At 70.8% G+C, this 20,798-nt stretch carries 20 protein-coding genes; 10 read left to right on the top strand and 10 right to left on the bottom strand.

Translation table 11 applies throughout. The features are described 5' to 3' along the window. Window positions 1-67 precede the first annotated feature (67 nt). The 3 genes from ACIBBB_RS22325 to ACIBBB_RS22315 are packed head-to-tail and all read left to right on the top strand — an operon-like array spanning window position 68 to window position 3,323. Complete coding sequence (locus ACIBBB_RS22325) at window positions 68-1,864, top strand: hypothetical protein (protein ID WP_398984569.1); 1,797 nt, start codon at window positions 68-70, stop codon at window positions 1,862-1,864. Next, complete coding sequence (locus ACIBBB_RS22320) at window positions 1,861-2,241, top strand: hypothetical protein (RefSeq protein ID WP_398984567.1); 381 nt, start codon at window positions 1,861-1,863, stop codon at window positions 2,239-2,241. Before ACIBBB_RS22325 ends, ACIBBB_RS22320 begins: the two co-directional genes overlap by 4 nt. Beyond that, window positions 2,241-3,323, top strand: coding sequence for a glycoside hydrolase family 26 protein (locus tag ACIBBB_RS22315; RefSeq protein WP_398984565.1), 1,083 nt, complete (start codon window positions 2,241-2,243; stop codon window positions 3,321-3,323). Before ACIBBB_RS22320 ends, ACIBBB_RS22315 begins: the two co-directional genes overlap by 1 nt. Before the next feature lie 68 nt (window positions 3,324-3,391). On the opposite strand, the gene ACIBBB_RS22310 is transcribed toward ACIBBB_RS22315, so the two are convergent. The 8 genes from ACIBBB_RS22310 to ACIBBB_RS22275 form a co-directional block, all read right to left on the bottom strand. Further along, a complete protein-coding gene (locus ACIBBB_RS22310) occupies window positions 3,392-4,399 on the bottom strand; it encodes a serine hydrolase domain-containing protein (protein WP_398984984.1) in 1,008 nt (335 codons plus the stop codon). Window positions 4,400-4,467: 68 nt separating this feature from the next. Then, window positions 4,468-5,430 carry a DUF6895 family protein gene (locus tag ACIBBB_RS22305; protein ID WP_398984563.1) on the bottom strand — a complete coding sequence of 321 codons (963 nt, stop codon included), beginning with the start codon at window positions 5,428-5,430 and terminating at the stop codon, window positions 4,468-4,470. Continuing rightward, the gene (locus ACIBBB_RS22300) at window positions 5,427-6,416 is read right to left on the bottom strand and encodes a DUF6895 family protein (protein WP_398984561.1); all 990 of its coding nucleotides are present in this window, start codon (window positions 6,414-6,416) and stop codon (window positions 5,427-5,429) included. Before ACIBBB_RS22300 ends, ACIBBB_RS22305 begins: the two co-directional genes overlap by 4 nt. Then, window positions 6,413-7,114, bottom strand: a complete 702-nt coding sequence (locus ACIBBB_RS22295) for a hypothetical protein (RefSeq protein WP_398984559.1) — start codon at window positions 7,112-7,114, stop codon at window positions 6,413-6,415. Before ACIBBB_RS22295 ends, ACIBBB_RS22300 begins: the two co-directional genes overlap by 4 nt. Before the next feature lie 12 nt (window positions 7,115-7,126). Continuing rightward, on the bottom strand, window positions 7,127-7,312 hold the full coding sequence (locus ACIBBB_RS22290; RefSeq protein WP_398985033.1) for a hypothetical protein: 186 nt from the start codon (window positions 7,310-7,312) through the stop codon (window positions 7,127-7,129). A 78-nt stretch (window positions 7,313-7,390) separates the two neighbouring features. After that, a complete protein-coding gene (locus ACIBBB_RS22285; protein ID WP_398984981.1) occupies window positions 7,391-9,442 on the bottom strand; it encodes a lipopolysaccharide biosynthesis protein in 2,052 nt (683 codons plus the stop codon). Between the two features lie 82 nt (window positions 9,443-9,524). Continuing rightward, window positions 9,525-10,676: a DegT/DnrJ/EryC1/StrS family aminotransferase gene (locus ACIBBB_RS22280; protein WP_398984979.1), complete on the bottom strand. Its 1,152-nt coding sequence runs from the start codon at window positions 10,674-10,676 to the stop codon at window positions 9,525-9,527. A gap of 290 nt (window positions 10,677-10,966) precedes the next feature. Beyond that, the gene (locus tag ACIBBB_RS22275) at window positions 10,967-11,872 is read right to left on the bottom strand and encodes an RNA polymerase sigma factor SigF (RefSeq protein WP_398984557.1); all 906 of its coding nucleotides are present in this window, start codon (window positions 11,870-11,872) and stop codon (window positions 10,967-10,969) included. A gap of 329 nt (window positions 11,873-12,201) precedes the next feature. On the opposite strand from ACIBBB_RS22275, the gene ACIBBB_RS22270 reads away from it, so the two are divergent. Both ACIBBB_RS22270 and ACIBBB_RS22265 read left to right on the top strand, forming a co-directional pair. Continuing rightward, on the top strand, window positions 12,202-12,570 hold the full coding sequence (locus ACIBBB_RS22270; RefSeq protein WP_398984555.1) for an STAS domain-containing protein: 369 nt from the start codon (window positions 12,202-12,204) through the stop codon (window positions 12,568-12,570). Between the two features lie 191 nt (window positions 12,571-12,761). Further along, window positions 12,762-13,250 carry an ATP-binding protein gene (locus ACIBBB_RS22265; RefSeq protein ID WP_398984553.1) on the top strand — a complete coding sequence of 163 codons (489 nt, stop codon included), beginning with the start codon at window positions 12,762-12,764 and terminating at the stop codon, window positions 13,248-13,250. 117 nt (window positions 13,251-13,367) lie between these two features. On the opposite strand, the gene ACIBBB_RS22260 is transcribed toward ACIBBB_RS22265, so the two are convergent. Next, on the bottom strand, window positions 13,368-14,921 hold the full coding sequence (locus ACIBBB_RS22260) for a peptide MFS transporter (protein ID WP_398984551.1): 1,554 nt from the start codon (window positions 14,919-14,921) through the stop codon (window positions 13,368-13,370). 261 nt (window positions 14,922-15,182) lie between these two features. Between ACIBBB_RS22260 and ACIBBB_RS22255 the strand changes: the two genes are divergently transcribed. Beyond that, on the top strand, window positions 15,183-15,860 hold the full coding sequence (locus tag ACIBBB_RS22255; protein ID WP_398984549.1) for a response regulator transcription factor: 678 nt from the start codon (window positions 15,183-15,185) through the stop codon (window positions 15,858-15,860). 70 nt (window positions 15,861-15,930) lie between these two features. Then, window positions 15,931-17,196 (top strand): ATP-binding protein, encoded by a 1,266-nt coding sequence (locus tag ACIBBB_RS22250; RefSeq protein ID WP_398984547.1) that lies wholly within the window; start codon window positions 15,931-15,933, stop codon window positions 17,194-17,196. On the opposite strand, the gene ACIBBB_RS22245 is transcribed toward ACIBBB_RS22250, so the two are convergent. Further along, window positions 17,189-17,692 (bottom strand): GtrA family protein, encoded by a 504-nt coding sequence (locus tag ACIBBB_RS22245; RefSeq protein ID WP_398984545.1) that lies wholly within the window; start codon window positions 17,690-17,692, stop codon window positions 17,189-17,191. The two genes, ACIBBB_RS22250 and ACIBBB_RS22245, sit on opposite strands and share 8 nt — an antisense overlap. A gap of 165 nt (window positions 17,693-17,857) precedes the next feature. Here ACIBBB_RS22245 and ACIBBB_RS22240 point away from each other — a divergent pair, with 165 nt between their 5' ends. From ACIBBB_RS22240 to ACIBBB_RS22230, 3 genes are read left to right on the top strand one after another with little or no spacing between them, the layout of a single operon-like run. After that, a complete protein-coding gene (locus tag ACIBBB_RS22240) occupies window positions 17,858-18,976 on the top strand; it encodes a 5-(carboxyamino)imidazole ribonucleotide synthase (protein WP_398984977.1) in 1,119 nt (372 codons plus the stop codon). Continuing rightward, entirely contained in the window at window positions 18,973-19,497 is a 525-nt protein-coding gene (gene purE / locus ACIBBB_RS22235; protein ID WP_398984543.1) for a 5-(carboxyamino)imidazole ribonucleotide mutase, read from the top strand. Before ACIBBB_RS22240 ends, purE begins: the two co-directional genes overlap by 4 nt. Window positions 19,498-19,505: 8 nt before the next feature. Further along, on the top strand, window positions 19,506-20,699 hold the full coding sequence (locus tag ACIBBB_RS22230) for a dipeptidase (RefSeq protein WP_398984541.1): 1,194 nt from the start codon (window positions 19,506-19,508) through the stop codon (window positions 20,697-20,699). The last annotated feature ends 99 nt before the right edge of the window (window positions 20,700-20,798 follow it).

Genomic DNA, 20,798 nt, shown 5'->3' with positions numbered 1-20,798 from the left:
GGCCCCGCCACCGACGCCACCACCCCCACCCCGGCCCCGCCGCGCGCTGCCACGGCCATTACAGCTTTTGCGGCCCCAACTCCTGCTCTCCTGGCTGCCGTTGCTCGCCGGGGCCGTCCTGTGGGTGTACGCGCTGCCGCGCATCGGATTCCGCTCCATGGGCGACTACGGGCTCCTCGACCGTTTCCCCGTCGCCTTCTACGTCGCCCTCGCCCTGCTCACCTGCGGATTCCTGGCCTCCCTGCGCCGCGCCGGAACCGCGCCGTGGTGGCCCGCGAGCTACTGCGTCGCCCTCCTCGTCGCGCTCAAGGCGCCACCCGCCGTGCTGTACGACTCCGTGCGCTATCCCTGGGCCTCCAAGCACGACGCCGTCGTCAACCAGCTCCTGCTCAATGGCGAACTGCGCCCGAACGGCGCCCTGTCGGGCAACATGTCCGCCTACGACCAGTGGCCCGGCTTCTTCACCCTCACCGGCGGGCTGGTCCGCGCCTTCGGAGTGGAGAGCGCGGCCGTGTTCCTCAACTGGGCCCCGATCGTGCTCGGTCTGCTGATGATGCCGGTGCTCGTGCTGCTGTACCGCACCTTCACCGAGGACTGGCGGCTGGTGTGGACCGCCGTGTGGATCTTCCAGCTCGCCAACTGGGTGGGGCAGGACTATCTGGCGCCGCAGGGCTTCGCCTATCTGCTCCATCTGGCCGTGATCGCCGTCGTGCTGCGGCACTTCGTACTGCCGAAGTCGGCGGGCAGGCTGCGCGACCGGTCGTTCCTCGACCCCGCGTCCGCCGTCGTGCCACCGCCCACCGGCACCCGGCAGCGCGCCGTCTGCGTGGCCGTCCTCGCGCCGCTGATCCTGGCTGTCAACGCCGCGCACCAGCTCACGCCGGTGATGCTCTGCGTCTCGCTGTTCGCCCTCACCCTCACCCGCCGCTACCGCAACTACGGACTGCTGGCCGTCGCCGCCCTGATCATGCTGGCCTGGGACCTGACCATGGGCCGGCCGCTGTTCGTCGAGACTCTCGGTACCCTGCGCGACTCGCTGGGCGAGCTGACCGAGAACTCCCGCGCCGGATACGCCGGTGAACTCACCGGCCCCGGCCCCGAACTCGCCGGTCGCGCCAACGTGTTGATGGTGCTCGCCGTCGCCGCGCTGGCGGGCGCGGCCCTGCTGCTGCGGCGCCGGCTGGTACGCGGCGCGCTGCCGCTGCTGCTCGTGTCCGTCGCACCCGTCCCGCTGTTCGTCGTGAACGACTACGGCGGCGAAATGCTCTTCCGTGTCTATCTGTTCGGGCTGCCCGGCGCCGCGTTCTTCGCGGCGGCGACGCTCGTGCCCGCCGTCGGCGACGCCCGGCGCGGACTGCGCCGACGGGCCGCCGCGCTCACGCCGCATGTCGCGCTGCCCGTCGCGCTCCTCGCGCTGCTGGTCGGCTTCCTGCCCTCGTACTACGGCAAGGAGAAGATGTACTACACCCCGCCCGCCGAGACCGCGCTGGTCACCCGCGCGATCGACCGGGCACCCGACGGCGCGCTGATCCTCGCCACCACCGGTTCCTTCCCACAGGCCCTGCACCGCTACGACCGCGTGGAGCACTGGTTCTTCGCCGAGCAGGAACTCCCCGAGAACGAAAGGATGCTGGAGGACCCCGCCCGCTATCTGGCCGACCGGATCCCGCCCGGCACCGACGCGTACGTGATCCTCACCCGTACGCAGGACATCTACGCGGCCGGTGAAGGGCTGCTGCCACCGGGCGGCTTCTCCACCCTGCGCTCGCGGCTCAGCGTCTCGCCCCTCTTCCGGGTGGTGGAGGTGCACACGTACGGCATCGTCCTGGAGTACCGGCCGGGCGCGGAAGGTGACAGTCCATGACGTTGGATCATTTACGGCTCCGACTACCGCTGGCCCTCGCCGGCTGGGGCGCGCTCGCCGCGACCGCTCTGCCCGGTGGTTCACCACTGCGCTGGATCCCGGTGCTGCTCTTCGTCTGTTTCGGACCCGGTCTCGCGCTCCTGCACCCGCAGCGCGGCACGCTGCGCCCGGCCGCCCGTATCGAGGCCCTCGCGCTTGCCGCACCGCTCAGCCTCTCCCTCGCGGTCACCGTCTCCACCACCCTCTTTCTGGTGCGCGGCTTCTCGGCGACGGCCTTCCTGGTGACGCTGGCGGCGGTCACGACCGTCGCCGCCGCCCTGCCGGGGCTGCCCCTGCCCGCCGCGACATGGGGCGCGGCCGGCCGGAGGGGGCGCTGATGCCGCCACGGCTCAGCGACGTCGAGAAACAGGCGTACACGGTGATCGTCCTGGTCGCCGTCGGGCTGCTCATCGCCGGGATCGGCATCTGGGCGACCGAGTCGGACGGGCCGGTGGACAGCTGCGCCGCCACCGACCGGCTGGAGCCGCCGTGCGGCGCGTGGTGGGGGGCGTACGTCCCGTACGCGGAGGACGGCCCGGCGGAAGACTCGCTCACCAGGGCGGTGTACGCCTTCGAGGAGAGGATCGGACGCAGGCTCGACCTCGTCTACAACTACCACGACATGTCGAACACCGAACTCGACGGACAGCTCCTCACCCCGGACGAGCGGGAGCTGGGCGAGGACCGGATGCTGATGCTGGCCTGGGAGTCCACGGTGTGGCGGGAGCCGCACCACGCGAACTGGACCGAGGACCAGCTGGGCTGGGCGAACATCGCCGCCGGGAAGCACGACGAGGAGATCATCGATCCGCAGGCGCGCCGCATCAAGGAGTACGGCGAGGAGCACGGCAAGCGGATCTTCCTCTCCTTCGACCAGGAGGTCGACGCGCGCATCAAGGAGGGCGCGGGCACCCCGGAGGAGTACGTCGCCGCGTACCGCCATCTCCACGACCGCTTCGAGGAGCTGGGTGTCGACAACGTGGTGTGGGTGTGGACGGTCTCCGGCTATCTGGGCAGCGCGGACGAGATGGAGGCGCTGTATCCGGGGGACGACTACGTCGACTGGATCGGCATGGACCAGTACAACTACTTCCTCTGCCACGACACCACCGACTGGAAGGACTTCGAACGCAGCCAGCGCCCCACCTACGACTGGCTGCGGGCCAACGTATCGTCCGAGAAGCCGTTGATGCTGGCCGAGTTCGGCACCGTGCCCGACCCGGCGGACCCCGCCAGACAGCGAGACTGGTACGCGGACATCCCCGAATCGGTGCGCACGATGCCGGACGTGAAGGCCCTGGTGCAGTGGAACAGACCGGTGCCGGGCGACAACTGCGATCTCACCGTCAACGAGGGCCCGGGGCTCGCGGGTTACCGCGAGGCGGGCCGGGACGACTACTTCCGGCAACCGCCGCCGTAGGGCGTGTCTTCAGAGTCCCGCCTGGCCCGGCGGGCGGACGGCGCTACTTCGCGGACACGCCCCGGCTCTCAACCGCCGAACAGCACCTCGTACGCCGTCGGTACGAACCGGTCGGCCCGCCGGAACCTCCGCGTCGCCACCGCGGCCACCGCCGTCCCCGTCCCCGGGCAGAACCCGATGAACGCCTGTTGGCCGCTCGTCGCCCCGCCGTGGAAGTACGCCGGACCGTTGTCGGTCGGATGCTGGAACCAGGTCAGGGTGTGCGTGTGCGCCTTGCCCATTCCGCGCCGCAGCACGGGGCGGCGCACCGCGTGCAGCGCGTGCGCCAGCGCCGGTGTGCGCTCGGGCCGCAGATGCGCTTCCAGAAAGGTGAGCAGGTCGTGCGGCGTGGCCCGGACCGCGCCGGCCGCCGCGAAGCCGCCGATACGAAGCGGCGGCACCTCGCTCACGCCGTCGCCGGCGTGCCCGATCGCGTCGGTGGCCGTACCGGCGCCCCGTGTCGACGTACCGGACAGACCGAGCGGCACCAGGACCTGCTCCTCCATCAGCGCGTCCCAGCTCGTGCGGGTGGCGGAGGAGAGCGCGTGCCCGAGCACGGAGACCCCGAAGTTGGAGTAGTGCCAGCGCCTGCCGGGCCGGTGGCGCGGACGGGCACGCAGGAAGGCGTCGATCACGCGGTCCGCGGGATATCCCGCGAACGGATTGGTCGTCCAGCGCGGCAGCGCCTGCCGGTAGAAGTCGCGCGGCAGAGCGGGCAGTCCGGACGTGTGGGTGATCAGATGGCGCAGCGTGATCGGCGCGACGAGCGGCGGCGGCTGGGGTCCGAGACAGTCCGCCGCGGAGTCCTCGTACGCGAGGTGGCCGGACCGCGCGAGCCGTGCCAGCAGCAGACCGGCGAACGTCTTGGACGCGGAGCCAATCTCGTAACGCAGCCCCTCAGCGCCGGGCGAGGCGCGGACGGTGCGACGGCCGTGCACGGAGAGGGCGAAGACGACCTCCGGCGCGTCGACCGCGCGCACGGCCGCGTCGAGCCGGTCGTGCGGCGTACCGGCGAGGGCGGCGCGCGCGGCCAGCATGACCTCCTGCGCGGTGCGTGCGGACTGTGTGCCGCCGCCGTCCCCGGCGTCCGTGAGCCCGCTCCCGCTCATGACGCGACAGGCGCCGTCAGGCGCCCCATGGCGCGCGAGGTGGCCAGGACGGAGGCCAGGGCGGCGACCAGGGTCGGGTGGTAGACGAGGTCGAACACCTCGTCCCGGCTCCCCTCCGGCATCCCGCCCGTGGTGGGCATCGCACCGTCGGGCTGCTGCGCGGCGGCGAAGCCGTGCCACGCCCGCTCGTCGAGGGTCGGTTCGGGCAGACACGCGTCCACGACGAGCAGTTCGCCCAGCAGGTCCCAGCGCTTCAGGTCCAGCCAGTCGTCCAGCCAGACCGGCAGCCAGAGGGCGAGATAGTCGGCGATGGGGGCCGGCAGTCCGGCCGGCTTCCGGCCCCAGTCGGTGAGGTGGAAGACCGTGTGGGTGATGTCGTAGCCGATGTGACCCTCGACGGTCCACGGTTCGGGCGTGCGCGCGAGCCAAGTGCGCGCGGTGGCGTCCTCGAAGGGGGTGCTCGGCGCCAGCCCGAAGCGTTTCTCGTACGCGCAGATGCCCAGCCGCCGCATGGGCAGTACCTCCAGGGCCGCCCAGCTGCCGAGCCGGTGGTTGAGGCGTACGGCGCGTTCGGTCTCCGGTTCCTGGTAACCCATCTCCTTGAACGGGAGGTAGACCTCGAAGGGGACGGGGGAGATCGGCTCCAGCCGCTGGCCCCGCGCCAGCGACCGGCCGCCGTCGAGTGCTTCGCGCCACAGGTGGTCCATCAGTCCTCGCGCGAGAGACGCCTGGCGCGAGCCCGCCACCCCTTCCCGGAACAGGATCTGGCAGATCATGGCGGCTTCGCCGATCGGCTTGAAGCGCTCCAGGAAGCCGATCTCGGGATCGACATCGAGTTCGAGCCGGAAGCCGGCACGGTTGCTGTGCAGCCACTCCATCGCCTGCGCGCCGACACCGTGGATGAGCTTCGTGTGGCCGGCGCCCTGGCCGGCGGTGTCGTCGGTACTGTCGGTGCTCATGCCACGGCTCCCTGTACGGACGGCAGACGGACATCGGCCAGCGTGGCGGCGAAAGCGCCCACCAGCGTGGAGTGGTAGCAGTTCGCGAAGTTCCGGGGCGGCTCGTGCGGACGCCCGGTACCGGCTTCCGGGAAACCGCCTGCCGCGTCCTGGACACTGGCGATTCGCGCCCAGGCGGCCTCAACTGTCCCGGGGAGCGAGGTATATGACCTGGCATCAGGAACGCACGCGGCGACCGCGAGCAGTTCGCAGCTCAGGTCCCACTGCTGCGCCTCCAGACAGGTGTCCAGCCACGCGGGCAGCCAGGTCGCCAGATAATCGGCCAGTTCGGCGGGCATCCGGTGCGGGGCGCCGCCCCAGTCGGTGAGATGGAAGACGACATGCGTCAGCCCGTATCCGGCTGTCCGCTCGAACGTCCACGGCTCCGGCAGACCGCCCAGCCAGGTGCGCGCGAGCGCCGCCGACGTCTCCCCGTACGGTGGAAAGCCCACCCGTCGCTCGGAGTTGAGCACGCCCAGCCGCCGGTTCGGCTCCTGCTCGATCCGTGCCCAGCCGCGCGTGCCGCACACCGTCGCCGCGAGTTCCTCGAAGCCCGGGTGCCGCAGCTCCGCCGAGGCGAAGGGCGCGTAGATCTCCAGGGGATACGTCGTGAAGGGCTCACCGCGCAGCAGTTCGAGAAAGAGCTGTCCCTGCCCGGTCTGCTCCCACGCGAAGTCCAGCAGTGCCGAGGCGCGTCGGTGGCGGTCCGAGCCGGGGTCGCTCCGTTCCCGGATCGAGAAGGTGAGCTGGGCCAGTTCGCCGAGCGGTTTCAGCGTCCGGTTGACGTCGGTGTGCGGGGCCAGCACGTCGTCCGGGAGCCGGAAGGAGTCCTGATGTTCGCGCACCCACTCCAGGGTGGTCCGTGAGACGTGGGACGCCCACGACTCGCGCGCGTTTCGCGTCAGGTCCGACGGCTCCCGCACCTCGGCGGTCCGGGGCGTGTTCATCCCCGGCCTCCGGCTCGGATATGGCGCGCGGCGTGCAATTGCAGCCCGACCCGCGCGTCGGCCCCGGCCATCTGCTCGACGAATTCGAGTCCGGTGTCCAGACCGAGCGTGTCGGGGACTCCGTCGATGACGCTCAGCCAGCGTCCGGCACCGGCAGCCTGGAGCCAGTCGCGGCGCCGTACGGCGCGTACGAAGCCCCGCGCCACGTCCACGGGCCGGCGGGCGGCTACCTGGGCCACCCCCGAATCGGCGCCGGGTACGGCCAGCGACCCCAGCAGCGACAACTGGTGGGTCAGCTGTGGCCACTCCAGCGCGTCCAGCCACGACGCGTCGGGCCCGGCGGCGGCTCCGGTGGCGGACAGGTCCAGTCTGTGCAGCGTCTGTGTCATGGCCCAGTGGCTCCAGACCGTCGTCTCGGACGACGTGGCGCCGGGGGCGAAGGTGACGACGGCGCGCTGGAAGACGGCGAGGTCGTCCGGGAGCGGCCGACGGCGGGTGAGGACGCTGGGCAGCAGGACGTCGGCGCCCAGTACGCGCACCGCCGCCAGGCCCAACTGGTCGTCCGCGAGGGCGCCGAGGGTGCCGACGGTGCCGCCCACCACAGAGGAGTGGCCCCCGTCCCGGAGGACGGAGACCACCTCTGAAGCGAGATCGTGCACCACACCCGCGAGGCGGGGAGGGGTACCTGACTGCTCCATTCGACTAGCCCGTCAGCCCTTCTTCGGGCGCGGGGTCGGGGGCGAGAGCAGAAGCCCTCCCGCGCCGCCGATGAGCGCCAGCGCCAGGCTCTCCCGGCTGTCGCGGTAGACGCCTTCGGCTTCGCTCGGGCTCAGGACCGCCTCGATGTCGAGGTCCAAGTCCCTTGTCATCTCGCGGGCGTTGGTCTCGGTGGACATGCCATCATCCCCTCAGATGGAAGCTGATTTTTACGTACAAATCCCAGTGGAGCGCACATATCGGACACGCGCAAGCGCTCAGCCCCGCGAGCGGGAGCCCCGGGTGGCGATACGCACCAGAGCGGCGGCGACCGCGACCGTCAACAGCCCCGCGGACACCGGGACGGCGACCGCCGCGAAGGCGTGCTGCGCCGACCAGCCCGCCACCGCGAGACTCCAGATCACCGCCGCCACGGCCCGCCCGTCCACGCGTGCTGCCCGGAGTACGACGGCGGCCAGCCCCAGACAGAGCAGTTGCAGTGCGACGGGCAGGATCTCAAACGCCGGCGCCTCACCGGTCAGTCGGGCGAGAGCGTCGGTGAGCGGCCGGTGCCAGGGGCCGGACACCGCCTCCGGCGGTACGCCCAGGAGGGCCGGCGCCCCGTGCAGCGCGCCGAACAGGGCCAGCACGCCCGCCGTGAGCAGGAGCGGACGCGACCGTACGAGTGCCACGGCCGCGCACTGGACGGCGATCAGCAGCACTCCGGCGCCCACGGTCGACGGCGGGAGCGCGGCGATGAGCTGGGTCCCCGACACCCGGTCGGAGCCGATGTCGGCCGTACCGCGCAGCGGTATCCAGAACAGCCCTGCCGCCAGAGCGAGGAGCACCCACAGCACGGCGTCCGACAGATGCCCCGTGCCGTGGGGGGGTGAGGCTGTTCGGGTGGGTGGCGCTTCCGCCGGTTCCGTACGGGCGGTGGCCTTCGGCGGTCGCACGGGCAGCCCGAAGGCCGGGGTCGCCGTGTCGTACCCACTGCCCGAATACGTGGTCCGCCCCGCCGCGTCGAGCGGGTCGTCTCCCGCGCGCAGCCTGCGCTCGGCGGCCTCGCGCGCCCACGTCGTCCCGTACCCCTTGTCCCGCGCCCGCGCGTGCCCCTTCAGCGCCGACCGCAGCCCCGGCGCCGCCACCAGCGCGACCAGCGTCATGGACAGCAGCATCGCCAGCCCGGCGCCCGAGATCCCGGCGGGCCCGAGCAGCACCACCGCGCTGCCGAGGACGCACACGCACATGGCGCCCTGAAGGGCGGCGAGCATGCCCGTACGCCCCTGGACACGCAGCACGCCGATGTACAGCTCCACGACAACCCGGGGCAGCGCGGCGGCGGCCAGGAGCCGCAGCACGGTCGAGCCGTGCTCGGCGTAGTCCGCCCCGAAGGGCGCGAGCACCTGCGGCGCGAAGACCACCAGCACCAGGACGACGGGCACCAGCAGCAATGTCATCCGGCGCAGCGCCCCCCGTACGCCCTCGGCGAGCCGCTCGGGGGAGTGCGAGGCGTGCGCGGTCAGGGACGAGGCCATGTTGATGGCCATGAACTCCATCGTCCCGCCGACGGTGTAGGCGGTGTAGAAGAACGCGTTGTGCGCCGCGTCGAAGCGGACGGCGACCATCACCGGCAGCAGGTTGATCATCGCCAGGCTGAACAGGGCGCCGACCGAGTCACCGGCCAGGAACCGCCTGATGTCCGCCGGGCGCGGCGGCTCGCGGTCCCGGTCGGCGGCGGCCTGGCGGGGGATGAGCCGGCGGAACACGAGCCAGCCGAGGGGCAGTACGGACAGGGCGATCGCCGCCGCCCACGACACGAAGACGCCGAGGACCGGCATCGCGGTGGCGAAGACGACGAGCAGCAGCAGTTTGCCGAGGGAGAAGACGGCGTTGCCGACCGGCACCCAGAACGCCCTGCGCAGCCCGGTCAGCACTCCGTCCTGGAGGGTGAGCAGCGCCCAGGCCACGCACGAGCCGGTGAAGACGAGCCCGGCGGTGACGCCGCTGAGCGGCGCGTACGACGGACCCCACAGGTCGAGCGTCAGCAGGAAGACCACACAGGCGACGCAGACGACCGCCGAACTGACCGCGTACGCGCGCCAGACCAGCGCCCCGGTAGCCCGCCCGGCCCGGGGCACGTAACGCACCACCGCGCCGATCATGGTGGTCGCGGTGAGGGACGCCAGCAGTCGCATGGCGGCGATGGCGGCGGAGCCCTGACCGACGGCCTCCTCCGTGTAGTAGCGGGCGGCGACCAGCCAGAAGCCGAGACCGAGGGCGGCGGAGACGCCGGTGGAGAGCATCAGCGCGTACGCGTTGCGGAACATCGAGTCGCTGTTGGCCCCGCCGCCGTCGCTCTCGCCTCCGGCGGCGGGCCCCTCCCGCGCCACCGTCTCCGTACGCGAGGTGTCAGTCACCGACGTGCTCCGGGGGCGACGCGGGCTCGGCCCCCGACTCGCCCAGTGCGGCGATGACTTGAGGGGCACGTAACGGATCGGCCGGCAGCGCGTGCCGGGCGAACCAGGCGGCGGGCGCGGGGTGCGGCGACGCGTCGGTGAAGACGTCGCCCGCGTAGACGTCGAGGGGCGGGTCGTACAGATAGCCGGTGGTGATCCGGCGCCGGGCGAGCGCGGCGACGGCGGCGTCCCGGTCGGCGACCAGCAACGGCACCCGGAACAGCGGCTGCGCCGCTCCGTGCGGCCCCGGCGCCGCCCACCGCGTCCCCAACAGCCTTTCCGTGCCCGCCCGGTGGGCCCCGAGCAGCGGATCGAGCCCGGACAGCAGCCGTTCGGTACGTCCGAGGCGTACGCGGCCCGGCGCGATGCGGTACCGGTGCATGTCCACCCGCACCCACGAGTCGAAGCCGCCCAGCCCCCGTTCAGCGGCCAGCGCCTCCTTCAGATCACCCGGACGCAACTCCATCCGGATCTCGCGGCGCTCCTCGGCGCCGGCCGCGCGCAGCAGTCCCCGCGCCGCCCGCACCAGCCGCAGCCCGCGCATCCCGGCCTCCGCGTACGGCCTTACGGCGTAGGTGAGTTCGGCGGCGAGCCTGGACGGTTCGAGGAGCGCGTCGCGGGCCGCCGCCAGTTCCGTCCGGAGCCCGGGGTCGGCCACGGCCAAGAACCCGCCGGTCTTGGCGCCCACATGCTTGGAGAGGCTGAAGACGGCCGCGTCCCCGAAGGTGCCGACGGCCCGGCCTCCCACCTCGCTCCCGATGGCATGGGCGGCGTCCTCGATCAACGGGATCCCCAACGCGTCGCAGCGGGCCCGCAGTTCGGGCGCGGGGTCGGGATTCCCGTACAGATTCGTGGTCAGTACGGCGGACAGCCCGCGCCAGTCGGAGTCCGGGACGGCCGCCAGGTCGATCGACCCGTCCCGCGCGTTCAGCGGCGCCTGGACGGGGCGCAGTCCGGCGGCGAGCACCACGAACATGATCACGTCGTCGTTGACCGGCGACATCAGCACCCGGCCGCCGGGCGGGCACCAGTGGCGAAGCGCCACGTAGAGCCCGAGCCGGCACGACGGCACATAAAGACACTCCCTGCCGAGACGTCGCCGCATCAGACCTTCCAGCGCGGCGTACGGCGTCGGACAGCCCACCCCAAGAGCCATACCGTTTCCCCCTGCCCCCGGATCAATGTGGCCTTACGGGATGCTCCCGTCAATACGGTCTCCGGCCGGTCCGGCGATCGGGGGCGGGCGGTCAGTGCGGCGGGCAGCGGCGCAGGCTGGACGTGGCGACCGGCATCGGGTGCTGCGCCGGGTCGGCTGACGGGGGCCATGGAGTGATGAACGGGGCGCCGCAGCCGTAACTCCCCGGCCGCGACGCCCCGTTCATAGAAAAGCCCCGCTCACTCGTCTAGGGTCAGACCCTTCCGCAGCCTCACGAGCGTGCGCGACAGCAGCCGGGACACGTGCATCTGGGAGATGCCGAGTTCCTCGCCGATCTCCGACTGCGTCATGTTGGCCACGAACCGCAGCGAGAGGATCGTCCGGTCACGCGCCGGAAGCCCGGCTATCAGCGGCTTCAACGACTCGACGTACTCGATGCCTTCGAGCCCGTGGTCCTCGTAGCCGATGCGGTCGGACAGCGACCCCTCGGTGTCGTCTTCTTCCGGCTGCGCGTCCAGCGAGCTCGCCGTGTACGCGTTGCTCGCCGCCATCCCCTCGACGACCTCGTCGTTGGTGATGCCGAGCCGGCCGGCGAGTTCGGCGACGGTCGGCGCGCGGTCCAGCTGCTGCGACAACTCGTCGCCGGCCTTGGCCAGTTCGAGACGGAGTTCCTGGAGCCTTCGCGGGACCCGCACCGACCACGACGTGTCGCGGAAGAAGCGCTTGATCTCGCCGACGATCGTCGGCATCGCGAAGGTGGGGAACTCGACGCCCCTGCTGAGCTCGAACCGGTCGATCGCCTTGATCAGACCGATCGTGCCGACCTGGATGATGTCCTCCATGGGCTCGCTGCGGGAGCGGAACCGGGAGGCGGCGAACTTGACCAGGGCGAGATTCAGCTCGACCAGGGTGTTGCGTACGTACGCGTGCTCGTGGGTGCCCTCTTCCAGGCCTTCGAGGCGCTCGAAGAGCGTCTTGGACAGCGCGCGGGCGTCCAGTGCGCCGATCTCGTCGAAGGGCGGGATCTCTGGCATGTCATCGAGGCCCGGGAAACCGGACGCGAGTGTGGCGCCGGTCTCGTCAGGTTCGGACGGGATTGTCGACGGCGCGTCGTGGGTACGCGGTTCGTCGAGCCGGGGTGACATGGTCTCCTCCATACGTTCTCGGCATATGGCTGCCGATGCCAATACGCGCTGCTGCGGTTTGCGGCGCCTCCATAGCCGGTCGTGTCGGTCTGATTCTTGTGTCGGTTACTAGCCCTATCGGTTCGGTGCGGACACGTGCAAGTGTCATTTCGTACGTATGTCCGCCTTGTGGGGGAGATCGGCTACCGGAGACCGTTTGAAAGGCGTAATGTTTCGTCGGACGTCAACGGCACGTGACGCAACGACGGGCACGATCGCAGCGCGACATGCGACAACTTCTGAAACATCTGACGACGGCGCACGACACGGCAGAAGAGGGACGGACGGGCATGGACCGCCAGACGGTCGGCAGCACGAACCGGGGCCGGCTTCGGGTCGAAGTTCGGACCGAGGGCCGGAGCGAGGTCCTGACAGCCGCGGGTGAGTTGGATCACCACACCGCCGAGCTGTTGCGCTCACCCCTGGACGAAGCACTCGACCAAGGCCGGGTACGCCTTGTGATCGACTGCTCGCAGCTCGAATTCTGTGACTCGACCGGGCTGAACGTACTGCTCGGGGCCCGTCTCAAGGCCGAAGCGGCCGGCGGGGCCGTCCATCTGGCCGCGATGCTGCCGGTGGTCGCCAGGGTCTTCGAAATCACCGGCGCCGACGCGGTCTTCACCGTGCACGATTCGCTGGAAGCGGCTCTTGCCGACTGACCCCGGGGCTGTACGGGGGCCCCGCGGGAACCAGATGTTGCAAGTGTCACGTCACCCACGTAGGTCTTGTGGGTGTTGTCACGATTACGCCGGGCAGAAGAGACCCCGGGCCGGTCGGTACGGAGCAGACACTCTCTGTGCCGATGTAACGACTAATTCGCGAACCGGTGAATCGGTGAGGTGAAGCGCTGATGAGCACCACCCGGCAGTTTCCGCCGGGCGATTTCGGCTCCGAGCCGGACGGCGCGGGTACCCACTCCGCCGGGCCCGAAGGCCGGGTACGCACCCTGGCGTTGGGCAGCGCCAGCGGTATCGTCCCGATGGCCCGCGACTTCACCCGCCAGGCCCTCTACGACTGGGGCTGGCTGCCGGCCGAGACCGCGGACCGCCGCGCCGCCGCGGAGGACGTGCTGCTCGTCGTCTCCGAGCTGGTCACCAACGCCTGTCTGCACGCCGAGGGCCCCGAAGAGCTGCGGGTCTCCTTCGACACCAAGGTGCTGCGCCTGGAGGTCACCGACCGGGGCACCGGCCAGCCCGCGCCCCGTACCCCGCACCGCGCCGGACGGCCGGGGGGGCACGGGATGTTCATCGTCCAGCGGCTCTGTCTGGACTGGGGGGTCTCCCGTACGCCGGGAGCGCCCGGCAAGACGGTCTGGGCGATCCTCGCGGCCCCGTCCTAGCGCGTCCTGGCGCCGGAGACCGCGCGAGAGACGAGAGAGACGCCGGAGACGCGAGAGCCGCTCACGCGGCCCCGGAGCGCCGGAGCACCCGGAGCCGCGCGTCCCGGCGCCGGCCCGTCAGCGCACGTCGCCCATCAGCGCACGCACCTTCCTGCGGTACATGAAGACCGCGAAGCCCGCGAGCGTGGCCAGCGCCGCCTCCACGGCGACCACTCCCGTACGGCTCAGATCGACACCGGCGATGGAGAGCATCCCCGTCACCGAGTCGCCCGCGGTCACCGCGAGGAACCAGACGCCCATCATCTGACTGGCGTACTTCGTCGGAGCCATCTTCGTCGTCACCGACAGACCGACCGGTGAGACGCACAGCTCGCCCACCGTCTGGATCAGATAGATGCCCACCAGCCAGACCGGGCTGACCAGGGTGCCGTCGGCCGCCAGCATCAGCGGGATCAGGAAGAAGAAGAACGAGACGCCCACGAAGGCCAGGCCGGCGGCGAACTTCACGACCGTGCTCGGCTCCTGGCCGCGCCGGTTCAGCCAGAGCCAGAGCCAGGCGACGACCGGGGCCAGCGCCATGATGAAGACGGGGTTCAGCGACTGGTACCAGGACGTCGGGAAGCCGATGCCGAAGACTTGGTCGGCGGCCTTCGTCGTACCGAAGGCCTGGATCGTCGACCCGCCCTGGTCGTAGATCATCCAGAACACGGCGGCCGCGACGAAGAACCAGATGTAGCCGGACATCTTCGTCTGCTCGGACGGCGAGAGATCCTTGTCGCGCTTTATCCGGATGAGCACCCCGGCCGGGATGACGATGCCCGCCAGCGTCAGCGGCACCATCGCCCAGTTGATCGTGAAGTGGCCGGTGAAGACGACGAGTCCGTAGAAGACCGAGCCGATCAGCAGCCAGGTCAGCCCCTTCGTCAGCCAGCTCGCCCGTTCCTCGCGGGACAGCGGTGTCGGGACCTGGCTGGACCGCGGGGCCAGGTGCTTCGTACCGAGCAGGAACACGACCAGGCCGATGCCCATGCCGAGCGCCGCGAGCGCGAAGCCGAGGTGCCAGCTGTACTTCTCACCGACGGTGCCGATGATCAGCGGCGCGAAGAAGGCACCGATGTTGATGCCCATGTAGAAGATGGTGAACCCGCCGTCGCGGCGCGGGTCGTCGGTGCCGTCGTAGAGATGGCCGACCATCGTGGAGATGTTGGACTTCAGCAGCCCCGAGCCGACAGCCACGAGCGCCAGACCGGCGAAGAAGGTGCCCGAGCCCGGCAGGGCGAGCGTCAGATGGCCCACCATGATGGTGCAGGCCGCGATCGTCACGGTCTTGCGCGGGCCCCAGACCCGGTCGCCCAGCCAGCCGCCGGGCATGGCCAGCAGATAGACCATCGACAGATAGATCGAGTAGATGGCCGTCGTGGTGGCAAGGGTCAGACCGAGGCCGCCCGCCTGGAGACCTTTCGACGCGTCGGGGCCGCCCGAGATCAGATAGATCGTGAGCAGAGCCCTCATGCCGTAGAAGCTGAAGCGTTCCCACATCTCCGTCATGAAGAGCGTGGCCAGTCCGCGCGGATGGCCGAAGAACGTCTTCTCGGAAACGCCGTGGGGGCCGGGGGCCGTGGGGCGGCCGCCGGTCGGGTCGGGGGAGTCCTTGGTGAGGCTGGACGCCATGGGGGGATCCTTGCTCGATCGGGTTCATGAAAAGGGGATCTTCGGCCCTCAAGCTGCCAAAGATCCCCAATTGGTCCTACAGAACGCCACGCCACCATACGGCATGACAGAAAGGTATATGGAATGGCTTGAGGGATGAATCACAGGTTTCCGCCTCACCGTGAACCTCATTCGAAGGCAAGTGACCCAATCGCATCCCGGAGCCACAGGCATCGGCGATCACTGCCCGGAGGCTCCTCCACGCGGACTACCATCAACCTCATGACCCGTGTACTGCTCGCCGAGGACGACGCGTCCATCTCGGAGCCGCTGGCCCGCGCACTGCGCAGGGAGGGCTACGAGGTGGAGGTACGCGAAGACGGTCCCACCGCGCTCGAAGCCGGCCTCCAGGGCGGAGTGGACCTGGTCGTACTCGACCTCGGACTCCCCGGCATGGACGGTCTCGAAGTCGCCCGGAGACTGCGCTCCGAGGGCCACTCCGTACCCCTGCTGGTGCTGACGGCCCGCGCCGACGAGGTGGACACGGTGGTCGGCCTCGACGCCGGCGCCGACGACTACGTGACCAAGCCCTTCCGGCTGGCCGAACTGCTCGCCCGGGTCCGGGCCCTGCTCCGGCGCGGCGCGAGCGAACCGGCCTCCTCGCCCACCACGCACGGCGTCCGCATCGACGTCGAGTCGCACCGGGCCTGGATGGGCGAGGAGGAACTCCAGCTCACCGCGAAGGAGTTCGACCTGCTGCGGGTCCTCGTCAGGGACGCGGGCCGGGTCGTCACCCGCGACCAGCTGATGCGCGAGGTGTGGGACACCACCTGGTGGTCCTCCACGAAGACCCTGGACATGCACATCTCGTGGCTCCGCAAGAAGCTGGGCGACGACGCGGCGAACCCGCGGTACATCGCGACGGTACGGGGTGTCGGTTTCCGTTTCGAGAAGAGCTGAGGCGGGCGGTCCGGCCCGATCCGGCCCGATCCGCCGGACAAGACCAAGGGCCGAACAGAAGTAGGGCACAGTGCGCCGTCGTCTGATCAACTCCACGCTCGCCGTGGTGCTCGTCGTGATCGCCGTCTTCGGGGTCTCGCTCGTCATCGTCGAGACCCGCACCATCAGCAACAGCGCCCAGGAGAGAGTGGACCTGGAGGCCGTACGGCTGGTCAGCATCGTCGACAGCCGACTGCTCGGCGGCGAGCGCGTCACCGAGGCGATCCTGCGGGAGCAGATCGACGGCGGGCGGTACGCCAAGGTCGAGATCCCCGGCCGCCCGACCGTCGAGATCGGCAATCGTCCCGACGACGGCGCGATCAGGGGCAGCGCCGAGGGCGAGCAGGGCGAGACCGTCACCGTCGAGGAGTCGCGCGCCTCCGTCACCCGGGAACTCGGCCGTACCCTGATGATCATCGGCGCGGTGGCACTGCTCGCCGTGATCGCCGCCGTCCTGCTCGCCGTACGCCAGGCCAACAAGCTCGCGTCCCCGCTCACCGACCTCGCCGAGACCGCCGAACGCCTCGGCTCCGGCGACCCGCGCCCCCGCCACAAGCGGTACGGCGTGCCCGAGCTGGACCGGGTCGCCGACGTCCTCGACGCCAGTGCCGAGCGGATCGCACGGATGCTGACCGCGGAGCGCCGACTGGCCGCCGACGCGTCCCACCAGCTCCGTACGCCGCTCACCGCGCTCTCCATGCGCCTGGAGGAGATCTCCACCACCGACGACCCGGACACCGTCAAGGACGAGGCGACGATCGCCCTGACACAGGTGGAACGGCTGACCGACGTGGTGGAGCGGCTGCTCACCAACTCGCGCGACGCCCGCACCGGCTCCGCGATCGTCTTCGACCTCGACGACGTCGTACAGCAGCAGATCGAGGAGTGGCGTCCGGCCTACCGCAGCGCCGGACGCGCGATCGTCTGCTCCGGCACCCAGCACATGCGGGCCGTCGGCACCCCCGGCGCCGTCGCGCAGGTCCTCGCCGCGCTGATCGAGAACTCGCTGATGCACGGGGGCGGCACGGTCGCCCTGCGCAGTCGGATCACCGGCAACCAGGCCGTGATCGAGGTCACGGACGAGGGACCCGGTGTCCCGGCGGACCTCGGGTCGCGGATCTTCGAGCGCGCGATCAGCGGGCACAACTCGACGGGTATCGGGCTCGCGGTCGCCCGGGACCTGGCGGAGGCGGACGGCGGGCGGCTCGAACTGCTCCAGCAGCAGCCGCCGGTCTTCGCGCTGTTCCTCAGCCGCGAGGTGCGTATCCGAAAGGAGCCGAAGAAGACCGTCAGGTGACCCGGCCGGGCTCCGCCTCCGGCACCAGCCCGGGCAGGGGCGCCGGCTCCGGCTGGAGCCGGCGGAACACCCACGTGCGGTACGACCAGAAGCGGAACAGCGTCGCCACGCCGATCCCGAGGAACTTGAACACGTTGCTCCGCAGCGGCCCGTCCCAGCCGAAGCCGTACGTCGCCGCGTAGAGCACACCGTTCTCGATGACCAGCCCGACCGCGCTGAACAGCAGGAAGAGTGTCAGCTCCTTCGTCCGCCGGCTCTTGTCACGGTCCCGGTAGGCGAAGTACCGGAAGCCCACGTAGTTGCAGGCGATGGCGACGACGGTGGCCAGGATGCTGGCCCGCACCACCTGGAGCTCGGTGGTGTGCCGTACGAGGTTGAAGACGGCCAGATTGACCAGCAGACCCACCCCGCCGACCGCGCCGAACTTGGCGATCTCATGGGTGAGCAGGAACAACCGCTCCCGCAGGGCCGGTCGCTGCGTAGCCGCGGCAGTCATCTTCTCGCTCAGCCCCGTCCGGTCGGCGTGTTCGGTCGACGACGCAGTTTCGTCGGTGAAGTCGATCGCGGCGCCCCGACGGCGCCGACCGGCCCACTGTAACCACCGGACCGTGCCGGACCGGGCGACGGATACCCTGGGAGTGTGACGTTCCCGGTAGTCGGCATGGTCGGCGGCGGTCAGCTCGCCCGCATGACCCACGAGGCGGGCATCCCCCTCGGCCTCAGATTCAAGCTCCTCAGCGAGACCCCTCAGGACTCCGCGGCCCAGGTGGTCGCCGATGTGGTCGTCGGCGACCACACCGATCTGGAGACCCTGCGCGCCTTCGCGCGCGGCTGCGACGTGATCACCTTCGACCACGAGCATGTGCCGATCGAGCACCTGCGCGCGCTGGAGGCGGACGGCGTCCCCGTACGCCCCGGGCCCGACGCCCTCGTGCACGCGCAGGACAAGGGCGTGATGCGCGCCAGGCTCACCGAGCTGGGCGCGCCCTGCCCGCGCCACCGCATCGTCACCGACCCCGCCGATGTCGCGGCCTTCGCCGCCGAGGTGGGCGGCTTCCCCGTCATCCTGAAGACGGTGCGCGGCGGCTACGACGGCAAGGGCGTCTGGTTCGCCCGATCGGAGGACGACGCCGAGCAGCCCTTCCGGGCCGGCGTCCCCGTCCTCGCCGAGGAGAAGGTCGACTTCGTCCGGGAGCTCGCCGCCAACATCGTGCGCTCGCCGCACGGCCAGGCCGTCGCGTACCCCGTCGTGGAGTCCCGGCAGGTCGACGGCGTGTGCGACACCGTCATCGCACCGGCGCCCGGCCTCTCCGAACAACTGTCCGGCGAGGCGCAGCAGCTCGCGCTGCGGATCGCCGCCGAGCTGGGCGTCGTCGGTCATCTCGCCGTCGAGCTGTTCGAGACGGCCGACGGCCGCATCCTCGTCAACGAGCTGGCCATGCGCCCGCACAACTCCGGCCACTGGACGCAGGACGGCGCGATCACCTCGCAGTTCGCCAACCACGTGCGCGCCGTGCTCGACCTGCCGCTCGGCGACCCGCGCCCGCGCGCGCCGTGGACGGTCATGTGCAACGTGCTGGGCGGTGACTACCCCGACATGTACGCGGCGTATCTGCACTGCATGGCCCACGACCCGCAGCTCAAGATCCACATGTACGGCAAGGACGTGAAGCCCGGCCGCAAGGTGGGCCACGTCAACACCTACGGTGACGACCTGGACGACGTGCTGGAGCGCGCCCGCCACGCCGCCGGATACCTCCGAGGAACGATCACCACATGAGCTCTCCCCTCATCGGCGTCGTCATGGGGTCGGACTCCGACTGGCCCGTCATGGAGGCCGCCGCGCAGGCGCTCGACGAGTTCGAGATCGCCTACGAGGTCGACGTCGTCTCCGCGCACCGGATGCCGCGCGAGATGATCGCGTACGGCGAGGAGGCCGCCGGGCGCGGGCTCAGGGTGATCATCGCGGGTGCGGGCGGCGCGGCCCATCTGCCGGGCATGCTGGCCTCCGTCACGCCGCTGCCGGTCATCGGCGTCCCCGTACCGCTGAAGTACCTGGACGGCATGGACTCGCTGCTGTCGATCGTGCAGATGCCCGCGGGGGTGCCGGTCGCGACCGTCTCCGTAGGAGGAGCCCGGAACGCCGGTCTGCTGGCCGCGCGCATCCTCGCGGCCAACGACCCGCGGTTGCGGGCCCGTATGGAGGACTTCCAGCGAGGCCTGAACGAACAGGCGACGGACAAGGGCAGACTCCTGCGAGCCAAGGTCAGCGGTCACGACAGCTTCGGCTTCGGGAAGTGAGGGCCCCCATGGGTACCGAGGACTATCTGGAGCAGGCCCGCGAACTGCTCGAAGACTTCCCCGTGGTCGACGGGCACAACGACCTGCCCTGGGCGCTGCGCGAACAGGTCTTCTACGACCTCGACCGCCGCGACCTCGCCGACGACCAGTCGGCGCATCTGCACACCGACATCCCGCGACTGCGGGCGGGCGGGGTGGGGGCCCAGTTCTGGTCGGTGTACGTACGCTCCGACATGGCGGGCGACACGGCCGTCAGCGCGACCCTGGAGCAGATCGACGTCGTCGGGCGCATGATCGCCCGCTACCCCGACGACTTCGCCACCGCCCGCACCGCCGACGACATGGAGAACGCCCGCCGCACCGGGCGGATCGCCTCCCTGATGGGCGCCGAGGGCGGCCACTCCATCAACAACTCCCTCGCCACGCTGCGCGCCCTGTACGCGCTCGGCGTGCGGTACATGACCCTCACGCACAACGACAACCTCGCGTGGGCCGACTCGGCGACCGACGAGCCCGGCGTGGGCGGCCTCTCGCCCTTCGGCCACGAGGTCGTACGCGAGATGAACCGCACCGGCGTGCTGGTCGACCTCTCGCACGTGGCCGCCACGACGATGCGCGACGCGCTCGCCACGAGCACCGCGCCCGTCCTCTTCTCGCACTCCTCCTCACGGGCGGTCTGCGACCACCCGCGCAACATCCCGGACGACGTGCTGGAGCTGCTGCCGGCCAACGGCGGCGTGGCCATGGCCACCTTCGTACCGAAGTTCATCCTTCCCGAGGCGATCGCCTGGACGCGGGCCGCCGACGAGAACATGCGCGAGCACGGTGCGCACCCGCTCGACACGACCGAGGCCGGGATGAAGATCCACCGGGCCTTCGAGGCGGCCAACCCGCGTCCGGCGGCCACCGCGGCGACGGTCGCCGACCATCTGGACCACATGCGCGAGGTCGCGGGCATCGACCACATCGGTATCGGCGGCGACTTCGACGGCACGGCGTTCACGCCGGAGGGCCTTCAGGACGTCTCGGGCTACCCGAACCTCGTCGCGGAGCTCCTCGCCCGCCGCTGGTCCCCCGAGGACCTGGCGAAGCTGACCTGGCACAACGCGGTACGGGTGGTGCGCGCCGCGGAGGACGTGGCCCGGGTGCTGCGGGTGGAGCGCGGTCCGTCGACGGCGACCATCGGGGAACTGGACGGCTGAGGGGTCCGCATACGGGGCGCGGGCCTGCCGTCGGGCCCGCGCCCCGCGCCGTACCCCCGAACGCCCCGTCCGCCGTGACCCGTCCGTCCGCCCGTGGCA

It is taken from the genome of Streptomyces sp. NPDC051217 (genome assembly GCF_044455465.1).
Classification (GTDB): Bacteria; Actinomycetota; Actinomycetes; order Streptomycetales; family Streptomycetaceae; genus Streptomyces.
This window is presented reverse-complemented; position numbering and strand designations above follow the sequence as displayed.